The sequence below is a fragment of the Pseudoalteromonas sp. APM04 genome, assembly GCF_022809815.1.
Classification (GTDB): domain Bacteria; phylum Pseudomonadota; class Gammaproteobacteria; order Enterobacterales; family Alteromonadaceae; genus Pseudoalteromonas; species Pseudoalteromonas marina.
In genome coordinates this window covers 2,934,333-2,949,973 of the sequence record NZ_CP094441.1, presented here as the reverse complement: position 1 = coordinate 2,949,973, position 15,641 = coordinate 2,934,333, and the positions used below count along the sequence as shown (strand labels likewise).

12 protein-coding genes are annotated in these 15,641 nt (G+C 38.5%); 9 read left to right on the top strand and 3 right to left on the bottom strand.

The window, feature by feature from the left end; translation table 11 throughout:
- Window positions 1-60 precede the first annotated feature (60 nt).
- Both MTP24_RS13645 and MTP24_RS13640 read left to right on the top strand, forming a co-directional pair.
- Window positions 61-3,852, top strand: a complete 3,792-nt coding sequence (locus tag MTP24_RS13645) for a PAS domain-containing hybrid sensor histidine kinase/response regulator (protein WP_243531680.1) — start codon at window positions 61-63, stop codon at window positions 3,850-3,852.
- The gene (locus tag MTP24_RS13640; RefSeq protein ID WP_203985064.1) at window positions 3,836-4,735 is read left to right on the top strand and encodes a diguanylate cyclase; all 900 of its coding nucleotides are present in this window, start codon (window positions 3,836-3,838) and stop codon (window positions 4,733-4,735) included. The genes MTP24_RS13645 and MTP24_RS13640 overlap by 17 nt, the downstream gene beginning before the upstream one ends.
- A 37-nt stretch (window positions 4,736-4,772) precedes the next feature.
- Here MTP24_RS13640 and MTP24_RS13635 read toward each other — a convergent pair whose 3' ends face one another.
- Together MTP24_RS13635 and MTP24_RS13630 are read right to left on the bottom strand one after the other, a co-directional pair.
- Entirely contained in the window at window positions 4,773-5,153 is a 381-nt protein-coding gene (locus tag MTP24_RS13635; RefSeq protein ID WP_243531677.1) for a DUF3192 domain-containing protein, read from the bottom strand.
- Between the two features lie 228 nt (window positions 5,154-5,381).
- Window positions 5,382-6,326 (bottom strand): D-2-hydroxyacid dehydrogenase, encoded by a 945-nt coding sequence (locus MTP24_RS13630; protein WP_243531675.1) that lies wholly within the window; start codon window positions 6,324-6,326, stop codon window positions 5,382-5,384.
- 103 nt (window positions 6,327-6,429) lie between these two features.
- Here MTP24_RS13630 and zntR point away from each other — a divergent pair, with 103 nt between their 5' ends.
- The 4 genes from zntR (at window position 6,430) to MTP24_RS13610 (ending at window position 9,647) form a co-directional block, all read left to right on the top strand.
- The gene (zntR, locus tag MTP24_RS13625) at window positions 6,430-6,840 is read left to right on the top strand and encodes a Zn(2+)-responsive transcriptional regulator (RefSeq protein WP_006793210.1); all 411 of its coding nucleotides are present in this window, start codon (window positions 6,430-6,432) and stop codon (window positions 6,838-6,840) included.
- Window positions 6,827-8,002, top strand: coding sequence for an SO_0444 family Cu/Zn efflux transporter (locus MTP24_RS13620; protein WP_243531673.1), 1,176 nt, complete (start codon window positions 6,827-6,829; stop codon window positions 8,000-8,002). The genes zntR and MTP24_RS13620 overlap by 14 nt, the downstream gene beginning before the upstream one ends.
- A gap of 159 nt (window positions 8,003-8,161) precedes the next feature.
- A complete protein-coding gene (locus tag MTP24_RS13615; RefSeq protein WP_058433151.1) occupies window positions 8,162-9,298 on the top strand; it encodes a 1-acyl-sn-glycerol-3-phosphate acyltransferase in 1,137 nt (378 codons plus the stop codon).
- Window positions 9,299-9,401: 103 nt separating this feature from the next.
- On the top strand, window positions 9,402-9,647 hold the full coding sequence (locus MTP24_RS13610; RefSeq protein ID WP_010556589.1) for a DUF1289 domain-containing protein: 246 nt from the start codon (window positions 9,402-9,404) through the stop codon (window positions 9,645-9,647).
- Here the strand turns inward: MTP24_RS13610 and MTP24_RS13605 are convergent.
- Window positions 9,644-10,342 carry a transporter substrate-binding domain-containing protein gene (locus MTP24_RS13605; protein WP_243531671.1) on the bottom strand — a complete coding sequence of 233 codons (699 nt, stop codon included), beginning with the start codon at window positions 10,340-10,342 and terminating at the stop codon, window positions 9,644-9,646. The two genes, MTP24_RS13610 and MTP24_RS13605, sit on opposite strands and share 4 nt — an antisense overlap.
- Window positions 10,343-10,466: 124 nt before the next feature.
- Between MTP24_RS13605 and MTP24_RS13600 the strand changes: the two genes are divergently transcribed.
- From MTP24_RS13600 to MTP24_RS13590, 3 genes are read left to right on the top strand one after another with little or no spacing between them, the layout of a single operon-like run.
- The gene (locus MTP24_RS13600) at window positions 10,467-10,670 is read left to right on the top strand and encodes a DUF3283 family protein (RefSeq protein ID WP_243531669.1); all 204 of its coding nucleotides are present in this window, start codon (window positions 10,467-10,469) and stop codon (window positions 10,668-10,670) included.
- A gap of 2 nt (window positions 10,671-10,672) precedes the next feature.
- Entirely contained in the window at window positions 10,673-11,074 is a 402-nt protein-coding gene (locus tag MTP24_RS13595) for a GNAT family N-acetyltransferase (RefSeq protein WP_243531667.1), read from the top strand.
- Between the two features lie 25 nt (window positions 11,075-11,099).
- On the top strand, window positions 11,100-15,626 hold the full coding sequence (locus tag MTP24_RS13590; RefSeq protein ID WP_243531665.1) for an EAL domain-containing protein: 4,527 nt from the start codon (window positions 11,100-11,102) through the stop codon (window positions 15,624-15,626).
- Window positions 15,627-15,641 lie beyond the last annotated feature (15 nt).

Sequence of the window (15,641 nt, the reverse complement as noted above, 5' to 3'; positions counted from 1 at the left end):
CTTAACTATTTGGCTCGATAGTCTAATGATTGATTTTCGGGCCAAATGGCAGACTGCACGTTGAATTTTTTACCTCTCAAACATTATTATCGCTCTTTAATTGTTGCCCTGTTGGTGCCTTTAATCGTTGCTTTTTTACTGTGTTTACATCTTTACAATATCAAGCTTGAGCGCACAGTAGAAAAACGTGACGCTGATTTTCTTAATATATCCGCCCAAATAAATCATGGCATGCAATCAATCAGTGATTTAATGGCTAATATGCTTAACTTATACGAGCAGCCCGCACTGAGTCTTGCTAATCGTAATTTATTTGAAGGTATTAATCAGTATGAAGGTTATTACTATCGCCATTTTACTCAACAAGGCACCGAGATTGTAGGTAAAGGAGATTTTAATCTTTCACCAAATGAACTTTCAAAGTGGCAACAGTTAGTTAAATTAGGTCCTTCGTTTAATACAACTCTGGCACTTATGCAGTCGCTTAGCGCCGTTGCGTATGTTGATGAAAATGGCGCTGCATTTGTAGCTAGGCGTAATAAGAGCAAGAGTTTATTACTAACAGAGATTCTTGAAGGGCGATTTAAACCAGACTTTTCAGGCAGCCTTTTATCTTCAAGCCCGATTGTAAATATAGACGGGAAGGCTTACTACTCAATCGGACGCCAGCGAGAACTTGGCTCGCGTGATTATATTATCGTTATTTACGATGTGGAGGTTATTTCTGCTTGGCTAAAAAAAGTTACGCCAAATCAGGGCGAATATATATTTGTTAATCGGTTTGATCAGGTTGTTGCAAGCACAAAAAATGCGATAGCTGAGGGGATCACACTTAAAGAATACTGGCCTGAAATGGCGGCATCACAACAAAAATTAACGGTGTTAACCAGTGGCACAAACTTTTTTATGCAGCCAAAAAGCAACCTCCCAATACATGCAGCATTTTATGAGCCTAAATCCGATTTTGTAAATCTTATTCGGTATGAAATTTTACTCGAGTTTATATTTTTAACGCTGTTTTTAAGTTTGATGTTTTGCGTGTTCTTTTGGTTAAGTCAGCGCATATTTTTAAAACCTATGACACATCTTATGCATTACTTAGAGCAAAGCAATAGCGATAACAGCAAAGAGTCTAATTATCAAATCCCTATTAATTGGCAGCCATGGTTCACTAAAATAAAACTAGTATTTGCTAAAAACAGACAACTAGTCGATTCGCTGCAAGATGTAAACCGAGAGCTTGACGAAAAGCTGCAATTGCAATCAGAAAAACTAACACGCAGTTATCAAGCTAAAGAGCGACATTTAGCTTTACTAAACACAATGTTAAACAGTGTTCCTGATTTTATATATTTTAAGAATATTGATGGGTCTTTTTTAGGGTGTAACAAGGCATTTGAAGCGTACATTGGGTGCGATCAAAGCGCGCTAGTGGGTAGGCGTATACAAGATATAACTGACGAATACGAACAAATAAGTATTCTTGAAAAACAGGTTTTACAAAATCGCAGTAATGTTCAGCAACGCGTTGATACAGATGATAAGTCTTACCAACTGACGATTGCGCCTTTTTACAATGAGCAGCAGCACTTGTTAGGCACAATGGGGATCGGTAGAGATATAACAGAACAGCAGCAAACTTTACATGCACTAAAAGCGTCTGAGTCTAAATTTAGAAGTGCTATTGAATTTGCTGCAAACGGTGTTGTGCTTCTTTCGCTTGATCAGACTATATTGCAAGTAAACAAAGCAGCAAGAAAACTATTTACTGAGCAAGATGTGTTGGTAGGTGAGCAACTTAAACTGCTATTTGATGATAGTCAGTGGCAAGAAATTAAAACAAGACTAGCTCAGCTGCTTGATGATAAGAAAGAGGTTTATCATTTAACATTAGCACGAGGAAATTTGACTAGCTGGCTTCAACTCAGTGTATCGCTCGTGTGGGATGAAAAGCGAGATCCTTCGTATTATGTTATCCACTTACAAGATGTGAGTGCATTAACTAAAGCTAAGCACAATGCTGAGCGCGCAACCCTTGCTAAAAGCCGCTTTATTGCTAACTTAAGTCATGAAATACGTACCCCTTTGAATGCGGTGTTAGGTTTGCTTGACATGCTTATAGAGCAAGGACTTACGCAAAGACAAATTCAGCAAACAGATCAAGCTAAGCAAGCTGCGCAAAGTTTACTATTAATGCTCAACCGCATGCTTGATTTTGCCAGAGTTGAAAGCGCACAGGCTGAGTTAAAACTAGCCCCATTTACGGTTGTGGAACTTGTTGATATTTGCGATAGCTTAACAGGGCCCTTGTGTGAGCAAAAAGGGGTTGAATTTATTATTGATGTTGACCCTTTAATTGCACCTAGTTTGATTTGCGATAGCATAAGACTACAGCAGGTGTTGGGTAATTTATTAACTAATGCTGTTAAGTTTACTCACAATGGCAGTATTACCTTAAAAATGGAGCTAATTGAGGGAGATAGTAACGAGCAAGCGATCTGTTTTAGTGTAAAAGATACTGGCAGCGGGATTAATGAGGCTGACCAATTACGTTTATTCGATGCCTTTACACAAGGTGATGAATCATCAACACGCGCCCATCAAGGTGTAGGGTTAGGGTTGGCTATTGTAAAACATGCTGTATCGCTCATGGGCGGCGAGATAGCCGTAAACAGTGAAAAAGGCCTTGGTTGTGAGTTTTATTTCAGCATTAGTTTACAGGTAGACGATACAAAAAATCAGCTGTTGCCTGTTGATGCTCTGGCTATTATATCCCAGCGAAGCCGAGCTTTAAAACGCGCTGTAGCAGCCTATTCAGAGTTGACCAGTATTGATTTAGATGAAGCATTGAATTACCCAATCAAACTTTCAGGATATAATCAGCTTATTGTTGATGAAGCTGATTTACCTGAGCTATTAAGTGTAAAAGCAATATATGACTCGCTTACTTCACACACTGTATCGGTCATTATCGTTAATCATCAGCTAACCTTTAGTTCATCTATGAGCAAAGGCTTATTAGCGCAGCATGTTAAAGCATCTGCACTTGGGCAGCGATTATTTGATTTAAGTAGTGGTTTTGCATTAAAGCAAATTGCAAGTGACGCTAATATACAGGCACAGCAACCGAGTAGAGAGGTGTCAGGTTTACTGATCTTGGCAATTGATGATAATAAACTAAACTTAGAAATTATAAGTAGTGTTTTAGAAAAAGCTAATGTAAATGTTGTAACCTCAACCAATGCATCTGATGGTATGGAGCTGCTACAAGTTTTAAAACCAGATCTGATTTTAATGGATGTGCAAATGCCGCATATAGATGGTTGTCAAGCTACTACGTTGATTCGTCAACAGTTTGACGATAAGCAATTGCCTATATTTGCATTGACAGCGCATTGTGAGCCTGCGGATATAGAGCGTTCGTTAAAATGCGGTATGAATAAACATTTAACAAAGCCCGTTGTAGCAAAAGTACTACTTGATGCTATTGCAGATATGCAGATCACTAAAACGGTATTTTTTGATAGGGCATTTGCCTTAGCTCAATTTAGCGCTGATGAGGCGTTACTTAATACTATGATTGATAAATTTTCTAGCCTATGTGAGACCCAATTACAACAAATTGACGAATGTACTGTTAAAGGTGAATTGGTACGTTTAGTGCATAGTATCAAAGGAGTATCGGGTAACTTGGGTTTTAAGCGGTTATCGTCTTGTGCGCTTCAGTGCGAACAAAGTCTTAAAGCAACCAATGACCCTGAAGATCAAATCATAAAAGAGCTTATTATGCAGTTGAAGCAGGTTATTGTATTTATTAGAGGTTTGGAGGCGGTGGATGTCAAAAAAAGCTAAAGTGCTTGTAGTTGACGACGATCCACTTAACAGGTTAGTGCTTGAAAAAACGTTGTGTGAAGAGCATGACGTGTTTTTAGCTAAAAGTGCAGAAGAGGCACTTGCTTTTGTAAGAACTACACAGTTTGATTTGATTCTGCTTGATATTGTAATGCCCGTTATGAACGGCTTTGAGCTTATTGTTAAGTTAAAAGAAAATCCTATTACCCAGGCTATTCCAGTTATTTTTATTTCTGCTAATCAAGAGCATGCTGATGAATCAAAAGGATTAGAGCTAGGCGCGATGGACTATATTACTAAGCCATTCAGCGCTTCTATTGTTAGAGTGCGAGTACGAAATCAATTACTGATAAAACAAAAAAACGATTTACTTGAAATGTTAGCGTCCATTGATGGATTAACCGAAATACCCAACAGACGCTACCTTGATGAAAATTTGTCTCGAGAGTGGCGAAGAAGTAAACGAGGGGGCTCGGTGCTATCTGTACTGCTAATGGATATAGATTACTTTAAACGATACAACGACACATATGGCCACAGAGCCGGTGATGAATGTTTAAAAAAAGTAGCACAATCTTTATTGGCACAATGTAAACGTGGAAGTGACTTTATTGCCCGCTACGGTGGGGAGGAGTTTGCGGCTATTTTACCTGATGTATCTAAAGAGGAAGCAATTGCGTTTGCAAATAAGCTTAGAAGCGCTGTAAACAAATTAAATATAGAACACAAAACATCGTTAAATGCACAATGTATAACTATCAGTATTGGCGTTGCAACCATGGAAGATGGCCGCTCAACCTCAGAGCATTCATTATTAGAAGAAGCTGACTTAGGGTTGTATGAAGCAAAAGAGGCTGGCCGTAATAGAGTGGTCGCTCACTAATAAAATAGGCCAGTAACGTTACTGGCCTTTTTGTATTTTAGTGGCTAATCATATTTAATGCGCTGTCACCAATACCGACAAGTTTATCGTTTTTGAATACAAGTGGCGTACACTCATCTTTAGTCATTTTACCATCAGAATGAATGCTATGAGTTGCATAAAATAAGACTTGATACACATCATCCCCTTTTTTTAGTAACTCGGTAAAATTAGGGGTTTTAAGTGTTGTTAATACCGACTGGTAGCTGCTATCCATTTTTAATTCAGAAATCGCTTCGCGATTATTTTTGTGCTTAGTTTGCCAGCTAGTTGAGTCATTACCTGCCCAGTGCGTTTCTGCTTCACCATCAGATACGGCGATAACACAACCCGTTAAAAATGGAGTAATAAGTGCCGCTGCTAGTAGAGATTTATTCATTTTTGTATGTACCTTAATCATTTTTACTTAATTATTAATGATAGTAACGCAAAGTATACGCCAAGTTTAAATTTTATTTACAATCAATTGCTTACGTTGTGTGGGGTATTTCGTTAATTTTAAAAAATAAAAAAATTGGTAAAAACAGCCACTTTTTAGTTTATTTAACCCAAGCAATGATTAAGGTATTTACTATTCAGAGCTCAGGTTACTTCGCTAATGCGAGTATTAAACTAAGCGGCTACGAGACTCCCCTTGTTTGAATGCTTTAATATTTAAACTTACCTCTTTGACTAATCGCACAATTGATTCGGTGCTTGCCCACGCAATATGCGGCGTTAGCAATAGGTTACTCCCTTTATAATTTGCCAGTGGATTTGAAAGCTCAGCAGGCTCTTTTGTTAATACATCAACGCCTGCGCCAGCAATTATATTTTGCTCTAGTGCACTGGTTAAATCCGCCTCATTAATAATACCGCCTCGTGCTGTGTTTATTATGATGCAGCTTGGTTTCATGACTTTAAATTCGTTTAGGGTAATTAAATTGCGCGTTTCTTCTGTTAACGGACAGTGCACACTAATTATGTCTGCGGTTTTTATGGCTTCGTCAAAAGGCGTTCTGCCATCGCGGCATGGTGCGCCTTTGCGCTCAGACATAACTACATTTGCACCAAAAGCCTCGGCTACATTTGCAACAGCGTGTCCTAGTGTACCACCGCCTATGATTGTTAGTGTTTTGCCTTGTAAATCATTAAAACTGTAGTCAAGACGGCAAAACATTTCACTTTTCTGCCAAGCACCTTGCTGACAATCAGCTTGATATCGGTGTGTATTACCTAGCAGGTTTGTGATTAAAGAGAAGGTATGTTGAACAACCGAAGGTGTTGAATAACCTGCAACGTTTGTAACTGCAATGCCGTGATCTTTTGCAGCCTCTAGATCAACATTATTAGTTCCCGTAGCACTCACGCATATTAGTTTTAGATTTTTTAGTTGGCTAATTGTTTCGCGGTTTAACACGACCTTATTGGTAATTAAAATATCAGCCCCTTGGCTATGCTCAACAACTTGCTCAGGGCTAGTAAGTTCGTAGGTTTTAAGGCTCCCTAGTTGCTCTAAACAGGCAAGTGATGTATTTGCTAATGTGGCGTTATCGAGAACAGTAATTTTCATGATGTGTCCTAATTAAATAAAATAAATTTTAATACTTGACCTTGGTGTGTGCTCTAAGGTTTATAGTTGGCATCAGTTGAGAATATACTCATTGGAGAAACAAATGAAAATAGGTGAGTTTGCAAATCAGTTAGGTGTCTCAACAGATACCCTAAGATACTATGAAAAACACAATTTGTTAACGCCATCAAGTCGAACCGAGGCAGGTTATCGCGATTATGATAAGGCAGCTCTCAAACAAATGAAGTTTATTTTGCGTGCTAAAAATGTTGGTTTTAGCCTGTTAGAGATCAGAGAGTTACTGCAAATTAAATTTAAAAAACACCAGCATTCGTGCCGTGAAGTGAAAGATTTAACGATACAAAAACGCGATCTAGTTGCAGAGCGTATTGCTGAGCTAACACGTTTTCATCAATCGCTATCGATACTGGCAGATAAGTGCTGTGGTGGACAAGAACCCGCTTATAACTGTTCAATATTAACAACCTTGGAGGACATCGATGGACTTACTTAATAATTTTTGGCAGTTATTTTTATTATCTGCCCCTTGGTTAATGCTTGGTTTGCTGATTGCTGGGTTATTAAATGTATATTTACCGACAAATTTTTTAAATAAACATTTAGGTAAAGAAGGCTTTTTGACCACAGTGAAAGCGGCTTTAATTGGTGCGCCAATGCCTTTGTGTTCATGTGGTGTTATTCCTGCTGCAATAGGATTGAGACGCGCCGGTGCTTCAAAAGGTGCCACTACTGCGTTTTTAGTGTCGACGCCTGAAACAGGGGTTGATTCTGTTTCAGTATCGTATGTGTTATTAGGTCCGTTTATGTCTATTATTCGTCCCATAGCTGCTATCTGCAGTGCTATTGTTGCAGGTGTGTTAGTTGGGCGAGATACCGATAGGCTGCAGACTAAGCCAGCGGCAGGTGCTCAAACAAAAACCAGTTGCTGTGCGTCTAAAACGGCGGAGCCTAAAGTTCAAACCAGTTGTTGTGCGTCTAAAACGGCGGAGCCTAAAGTTCAAACCAGTTGTTGTGCGTCTAAAACGGCGGAGCCTAAAGTTCAAACCAGTTGTTGTGATAAACCAAACAAGGCACTACAAAGTCAATGGCAGAAAGTACAACAAGCGATAAGTTTTAGCTGCAATAAACTTCTGTCGGATACCATGGTCTGGTTAATGATTGGTTTATTCTTTGCCGCGTTGGTACAGACCTATGTTCCAGAGTCATTTTTAACACAGTGGGGCAGTGGCATTGTTGCCATGCTTGTGGTGATTTTGATCAGTATACCCATGTATATTTGTGCCACTGCTTCTACGCCTATTGCTGCAGGCTTGTTATTGAGTGGAGTATCGCCTGGAGCGGTGTTAGTGTTTATGCTCGCAGGGCCGGCAACAAATATTGCTACGTTAGGTGTTGTAGCTAATGAGCTTGGCAAGCGTGCTGTATTCGCTTATTTGACAGGGGTTATTGGGGTTGCATTGATTTTTGGGTTTTTAACGGATTATTTAGTAACTGAGTTTGGCTTTGTTGTTTCCCCGCAACTTGGTGAAGAGCATCAGGTGCTGCCATATTGGCTAAGCTTTATTTGTGGTGTAATTTTAATCGCACTTATTCTGCGTTTAGTTGTCATAGCATTACAAGCAAAGCGAAAGGTAACTGGTAAGAGCATTACTTAATTATTTGTTATATATGTACTTTTTAGAGTGCTTGTTAGTTTTTATAAAAATGCAATAGCCTGACTTAGTTCGCATTTCAGTTTGCCTGAGTTATACTCAAACCAATAAAACAAACGGTACGTATTTTACGTGCCGTTTTTTAACTTTATAGATGCAGTAATGAGTGAATTAGAAGACAAGTACGCAGACATAAGACCTTACAACGACAATGAGGTTAACGCATCATTAGCGCGTTTAATGAGTGATGATGCATTTATAGATGTCATTGCTAAGTATAATCTACCGCGCTTTCTATCAGCAGTGCCATTTATTGCCCGCCCATTGGTAAGAAGCCAACTACGCAAAAAGTGGGGAAAAGTAACGAGCGTTGAAGATGTTCAAAATGAAGTTGCTAAGTATTTAGATAAACTTATAAAACGCACCACGTCAAAAGTCACCTTTTCAGGTTTAGATAAATTAGATCCTAATCAGGCTTATTTATTTGTTTCTAACCACCGCGATATAGTGCTTGATCCTGCGCTTGTTAACTGGGGGTTATACCAACATAAAATGAAAACGGTACGAATAGCTATTGGCGATAATTTACTGCAGATACCCTACATAACAGAGCTGATGCGTTTAAATAAAAGCTTTATTGTTAAGCGCTCAGCTAAAGCCCCTAAAGAAATGCTAAAAGCCCTTACGCAATTGTCATCGTATATTTATGACTCACTAATGGGCGGGCACTCCATTTGGATTGCACAAAAAGAAGGGCGCGCTAAAGATGGCTTTGATCAAACCGATCCTGCATTACTAAAAATGTTGCAACTTAATGGCCGTAAGCAAAAGAAAGAGTTTGGTGAATACATTAAAGAGTTAAAAGTTGTGCCTGTGTCTATTTCTTATCAATATGAGCCATGTGCTATAGCAAAAGCTAAAGAGCTTTATCATAAGCAACAACATGGTGAATATGTTAAGTCGGTGGGTGAAGATATTTTAAGCATTGTTGAGGGCTTTAGTACGGCAAAGGGCCATGTTCATTTAGCTTTTGGGCAGCCTATTGAGTCACAATGCGATAGCGCTGAGGAACTTGCTAACACTATTGACCAGCAAATAATAGATTCATTTTACTTACATCCAGGCAATTATATTGCTGGTGGTTGTAAAGAGTCGGTAATTAACTCTCCAGATACGGCAACATTTGAACAACGTATTGCGCAGGTACCTGAAGAGCTTAAGCCACTTGTATTGGCTATGTATGCAAAACCATTTCATCGTAAAGCACAAATAAATGTTAAAAGCCCTGAATCGCTTTAGCATTAAGTAAATAAAGTAAAAAGTAGCAATAGTATTGCTACTTTTTTTTTGTTTAAAAATAACGCTATACTGCAAGTATGACCTTAACTAAGCGGTGTATGCTATGCAACAAATTGAAATATTTGATATTCCAAGTCCTTGTAAAAGTATTTGCTTAGTTAACAATAGAGGGTATTGCAAAGGGTGTTACCGTAGTCGTGACGAGCGATTTTTATGGAACTCTTTAACCAATGCACAAAAGAAAAAAGTTTTGAGCCTATGTCAGCAGCGCTACAAGCGATATCTTCTCAAAAAACAGCAAGCTGAAAGTGCAACTAACACGGCAAAGCAGCACGGATTCGATTTTTAATCATACATATTGTATTTAGCTTTAAGCGCATAAGCCGTACCATTGTTATGAAGTTTATTGAGTGCCGCTTCTAAGCCTTCAATTAGGTGCGCATTTTGTTTGTTTAAGTAATGATAAACAGGTGTTACACGTAGTGTCTCTTTTTGGTAGCAAACATCAGGATGCTGGATTGGTAGACTGTCAGATGCAAAATCGAGTAGCAATATACCTTTTACTTTTTCTTGAGTAAGCAGGTTTAGTTGCGTACTTATATTTTTTACTTCAATTACATTACCATCAAATTGCGTATTTTTTATGTACTGTGCTTGTATGGGGCAATCAGCTAAAATAGCGACGTTATCGAGCCGGTTTAATATGCTTTGCTGGCAGTTTTTATACAGTATTAATTTAAACTTGAACAATGGGTAGTTAACAGGCAGCAAATTAGGAAAATCTACCTCTATACTGTTGTCTCGACCCAACTGTCCGTCTAGTGTGCCATTATTAGCAGCGCGAAGAGCATTTTGGGGATTAAAATCGATAAGGTGTATTTCGTAGCCTATGTCCTTGTAGGCGAGTGTAAGAAGCTCAAGAACATAATTTGCTTGCGGTACGTTATCAGGGCGGTTAAATGTGAGCGTGTTTTGATTGCCAAAACATGCCGTGCTCAACATAAAACACGTTAATAGAAACAATACACTAAAGCGACTTTGCATTATCATTTCCAATTACTGCTGAGATAAATTAATAAGACGCGTATAATAACAAGGTGCTTGCTTTTTGCCCAGCACTGCAAGCTATGTATTACACCCTAAGCCATATAAAGAATGAGGAAATCCTGTGAGTTTTAACCTATGTTTATTACCACGTGAAGATAAGTACCAAATCCAGCTCGACTATGAAGCCTCATTTTGGGCATACCAAATTAAGCGTAATAAAAAAACACGCGAGCAAGTTTATAATACAATCCATAGCCGTCCAATAGCAGAGCAAACGGTATTAAAACAAAAGTTTGAGCAATATTTGGCACTAATGCTTAGTTAAAAATGTATACCACCCAATTATTAGATAAAGTAAAAACACCCTTAGTAAATAAATTTTACAAACTACATGGGGCTAGCGGGCGCGCTAATAAGCAAGATCAAGTATGGGTTATATACTTAGATGAGCAAATAGTGGCTGCATGTAGGGTGCAACATAAATCCAATTTTTTGTTTTTATCCACGGTTTATGTTGCCAAAGAACACCGCTCAAAAGGGCTAGCAAAGCAATTAATAACTGATCTTTTGAAGCATCAACACATGCATGTTTATACCTTTGCATTTAAAAACATAGTCGATTTATACCTCAGTATTGGTTTTAACCAAGTGTTAACATATACTGCTGAGCTACACGTACTTTTTGATATGTATAAGCACCGTAATATTGTCGCACTAGAGTACCCATAAAAATAAAAAACCATATGGAATGACCATGAGTAAGGGCGTTAATTGGATTTTAAGTTGCTGCTTAGTTTTAATAACTATAGTGAGTTGCCAGGCTGGTGCACAAGTTAAGCGTTTATCACCCAGTGAAGGCCTATCACAAAGCTACGTTAATACCATACTCATCGATAATAACGGGTATTTGTGGCTTTCTACCGAAGGGGGATTAAACCGTTACGATGGGTATCAAGTAACCCCGATTAATGGCCCAAATGGAGAGCTAGAAGAAGCAATTATTGACAGAATATACCAAGACGTAGACGGTTATATTTGGATTGCCTCATTACTCGAGGGTCTTTTTAGATATGATCCAGCCACTGATACTTACAAGCAATTTTTAAGTCCTCCAAGCAACGAAGAGCAAATTTTTAATCAATCAGTATTTACCATGCTAGCGGCTGATTCAAAAACACTATGGATTGGACGAGGTCGAGATTTTGCGAAGCTCGATATTCAAAGCGGTGTGATTGAATCTGTTTTTGAGCTGCCTAAAGAATACAAAAATACATTAGTAAGAAGCTTGTTTCATTATAACGGTTACATTTTTATAGCGACCTCTCACGGTGCTTACGTTCATGATATTGCTAATGATTTAACTCGTCCATTACAGCATTTAAAAGGCGAGGCGGCGCATGTTTACCAAAATAATGTTAAGTCGTTTGAGTTGGGTGAAAATAACCAATTATTAGTCGGTACGGTCAAAGGTATGTATCAGGTTGATATTAGTGATTTACCAAGCATGTTTGAACGTCCCGATATCGCATTCAAAAATAAAGTGCTACTTGCCGACCTAAATGTGTGGAAAATAGAGTACAACCAAGGTGAAATCGATCTTGCGACAGACAAAGGGTTATTCAAATTTGATTTAAACAGTGGTGAGTTAATCAAAAATACACGAATCACTCAAAGTAAATATACCTTAGCCGACACCAGTATTATTGATATGGCCAAAGATAAGTCTGGTGGCGTATGGGTGGCCACAAAAAGTGATGGTGCCTTTTACCTATCAAAAGATACGTATCATTTTAACAATGTTGATAGCAGTGTGCTGGGTGGCGCAGGTTTATCTCACCATTCAATATGGGGAATAACTGAATTTAACGAAAAGCTCTGGCTTGCAACCAATAATGGCTTAACTGAGGTTGATTTAAAAACCAATACCAGCAAAGTATATTTAAAAGATTATAAAGCTGACGCTTACACACGCGAGTTTAGTGTTTGGCAAATTATGCCCTATAAAAATATGCTTTGGCTTAATACAAATCGAGGCTTGTATATTTTTGATCCAAATACGTACCAAGTCACTGAACCTATAACAAAAAATGCGGCAAACCAAGATCATATCTCAGGGTGGGTACACGGTGTTGCTTTAATGCCAAATGGCGATTTATATTTTATGCATCGTGACCATGGCGCGTTTGTTTATAATATAGACACCAAAATTGTGACACGATTGGGCGGTGAGTTGGCACAATTTAACCCTTTTTTAGCGCATGGTTTTTTACCCGCTTTACCGAATAAGCCTGATTGGCCACTCTTTTTTAATGCCGGTATTTTATATCAATTAAACCCTAACAACCTTGCGTTAGAAATGATTTATAAAGTACCCAAACAACATGAAAACGTTGCAATTAGTGTGCTTTCATACGTAATTGATAATAACAACGTGTTGTGGATCTCTCTTTCTAACTTTGGCTTAATTGGTATTGATTCATCAACGTATGAACACCTTCATACTATTGATCTTGATAAGAATAAACTAGGTACATTACTTTACAGTATGGTGCTTGACGACGACGGTATGATTTGGATGAGTAGCCATAAAGGAATTTGGCGTTTAAATCCAGAAACGCTCCACTTTCAGCAGTTTAGTACAGCCGAGGGGCTTTTATCGGCTGAATTTAATAGCTCAGCAATGGCGCAGCTTAATGATGGCCGCATTGTATATGGGGGGTTAAAAGGAATAACGTATTTTCATCCAATGGAAAACCAAAGTTATAAGCCGCTTATAGAGCATGTAAATATAACGCGGGTAAATTTAATGTCTCGAGAGTTATCTCGCGATTTAAGGCAACCTCTGAATGAAGTCGTTTTAAACCACGATGACATTGGTCTTGAAGTGGCTTTTTCTGCAATGGCTTTTAGTAATCAAGAACGTATTATTTATGAGTACCAGCTTGATAACGGGCAAAAAACCTACGCAAGAAATAACAACCGAGTACTATTTCCTAAGTTAAACCCTGGTAGTTATACATTAAAAGTTTGGGCTAAAGACCCCTTAACGGGAATTTTTACCAAGCCAGCTACATTAAAAATAAAGGTTAAATACCCACTTTGGCGTGCGCCTTATTTTATGGTGTTATACGGCGCTTTATTTTTATTTTTTATTGCAATGTGGGTCAGGCGACGAAATAAAATTCAACGTATCTTATTGGCTGCGCATAAAGAAAGTAAAGACAGTGAGTCCCGTTTAAAGCTTGCCCTTGAAGGCAGTGAGTCTGGCGTATGGGATTGGCAGTCAAGTAATCCAAGTATTTATCAGCCTCGTTTAATTAATGAGCTGGGTTATAAGCACGATACTGTAAGCCTTGATGAATACTTGGCTAAAATACATCCGCAAGAAAAACAACTATTTCGTTTAGAGTGGTTAGAGTTTTTGTCGACCGATAAAGGCTACTTTAACTGTACATACCGTGTACGTCATGCCAAAGGCTATTGGCGTTGGTATAAAGACTTTGGCAAAGTGGTTGAGTGGGATGAAAAAACGCCTCAAAAAGTAGCGGGTACATACACTAACATGACCCGTGAAATGGTATTTGAAGAGCACGCACGCTTATTTACTGCTGCATTTGAACAAACTCGTGATTGGGTTTTTATTCTCGATAAAAACTTTAATGTTCGTGCCTCTAATAAATCACTGCAAACCGCTTTTAACTTTGCTGCAGAGCCCATTTCAAGTAGGGCGTTAAACTTAGGTATGTCGCCTAAAAGCCGTGTTGATTACTTACGTATTATGAAAAAGCTCTCAGAAGGGGAGCATTTTTCTTGTGAAGATATGGTACGCCTTCACAATGGAGAGTCGCGCCATGTGCTAGTTAAAATAAGTGCGGTTGCTGATACAGAACAACGCTTAAGCAGCTACGTGATTATTTTAACGGATATACACGCACAAAAACTGGCAGAGAGTGAACTGCACCAACTCGCTAACTTTGATGTGTTAACCGGCTTACCAAATCGTACGTTGTTTAATGATAGAGTTGAGCATGCCCTTGAGCAAGCCCAAAAGCACTTATGCAAAGCTGCGCTTTTACATATTAATATTAAGCGCTTTAAATATTTTAATGATTCATTAGGCCACGAAGTCGCCGATGAACTTATTAAAAAAGTTGCAGAGCGATTAAAATGCTCACTACGTTCATCAGACAGTATTGCACGATTTGGTGGTGATGAATTCGTGGTCCTGGTTGAAGATATTCACCAAATAGAAGAGGTATTACTTATTTGTACCAAACTTATGGATTGCGTGAATCAAAATATAAGTATTAACGACCAAGTAGTGAATATTAATTTAAGCATTGGTGTTGCTATTTCTCCTGATGATGCAACACAAAGTGGTGCCTTACTGAAGGCGGCAAACATTGCGCTCTATCATGCCAAAGGTGCGCTTGAAAGTAATTATCAATTTTACAAACAAGAAATGAATCAGCATGTTCAAAAAGCCCTTCATTTAGAATCACAGTTAACAAAAGCCTATCAAGAGCATGAGTTTTGTAATTACTACCAACCTATTATAAATGCTCACACACATCAAACTGAAGGCTTTGAAGTATTACTTCGCTGGCCTGAAAATAAACGAATCCAAACACAGGAGTTTTCGTTGGCGGCTGAAGGTGTTGGTTTAATAACTAAAATAATGCTACAAACCTTTGGCAGAGCATTAAATGAGCTTAACGAATGGCGAAAAGCATCTCCTGATTTGTATTTATCGATTAACTTATCGGCATTAGATTTTGAATTTATAGAGCTTGTGCCAGAGATTAAAAAAGCGCTTATTAATGCTAACGTGCCATCAGAGGCTATTGTATTTGAAATAACAGAATCTATTTTAATGCGTGACTCAAACCTTGCACTGCAAAGTATGAAAAAGCTAAAAGAGTTAGGCTGTAAACTCTATATGGACGACTTTGGTACCGGCTATGCATCGCTAACTTACTTAAAGCGTTTTCCTATAGATGTGCTTAAGATTGATCGAAGTTTTGTTCAAGACATCGGCATTGATTCTGATGATGAGGCAATTATTGAATCAACACTCACATTGGCACACAGTTTAGGCAAAGAGTGTGTGGCTGAGGGCGTTGAAAGCCAGCAGCAGCTTCTATTTTTAACCGCGTTAGGGTGCAAGCATTTTCAGGGCTATTTATTTAGTAAGCCTGTTCCAAGAGAAGATGTACCAGCGCTTATAGTACGTGACTGGCAAGATATTTTTAGTAGTAACCTACACGCAGATCATAGATAAGCGGTCATAAATATC

Coding starts and splice junctions, on each gene's coding strand:
- MTP24_RS13640 (WP_203985064.1), top strand. CDS start 3,836: ATGTCAAAAAAAGCTAAAGTGCTTGTAGTTGACGACGATCCACTTAAC.
- MTP24_RS13635 (WP_243531677.1), bottom strand. CDS start 5,153: ATGAATAAATCTCTACTAGCAGCGGCACTTATTACTCCATTTTTAACG.
- MTP24_RS13630 (WP_243531675.1), bottom strand. CDS start 6,326: ATGAAAATTACTGTTCTCGATAACGCCACATTAGCAAATACATCACTT.
- zntR (WP_006793210.1), top strand. CDS start 6,430: ATGAAAATAGGTGAGTTTGCAAATCAGTTAGGTGTCTCAACAGATACC.
- MTP24_RS13620 (WP_243531673.1), top strand. CDS start 6,827: ATGGACTTACTTAATAATTTTTGGCAGTTATTTTTATTATCTGCCCCT.
- MTP24_RS13615 (WP_058433151.1), top strand. CDS start 8,162: ATGAGTGAATTAGAAGACAAGTACGCAGACATAAGACCTTACAACGAC.
- MTP24_RS13610 (WP_010556589.1), top strand. CDS start 9,402: ATGCAACAAATTGAAATATTTGATATTCCAAGTCCTTGTAAAAGTATT.
- MTP24_RS13605 (WP_243531671.1), bottom strand. CDS start 10,342: ATGCAAAGTCGCTTTAGTGTATTGTTTCTATTAACGTGTTTTATGTTG.
- MTP24_RS13595 (WP_243531667.1), top strand. CDS start 10,673: ATGTATACCACCCAATTATTAGATAAAGTAAAAACACCCTTAGTAAAT.
- MTP24_RS13590 (WP_243531665.1), top strand. CDS start 11,100: ATGAGTAAGGGCGTTAATTGGATTTTAAGTTGCTGCTTAGTTTTAATA.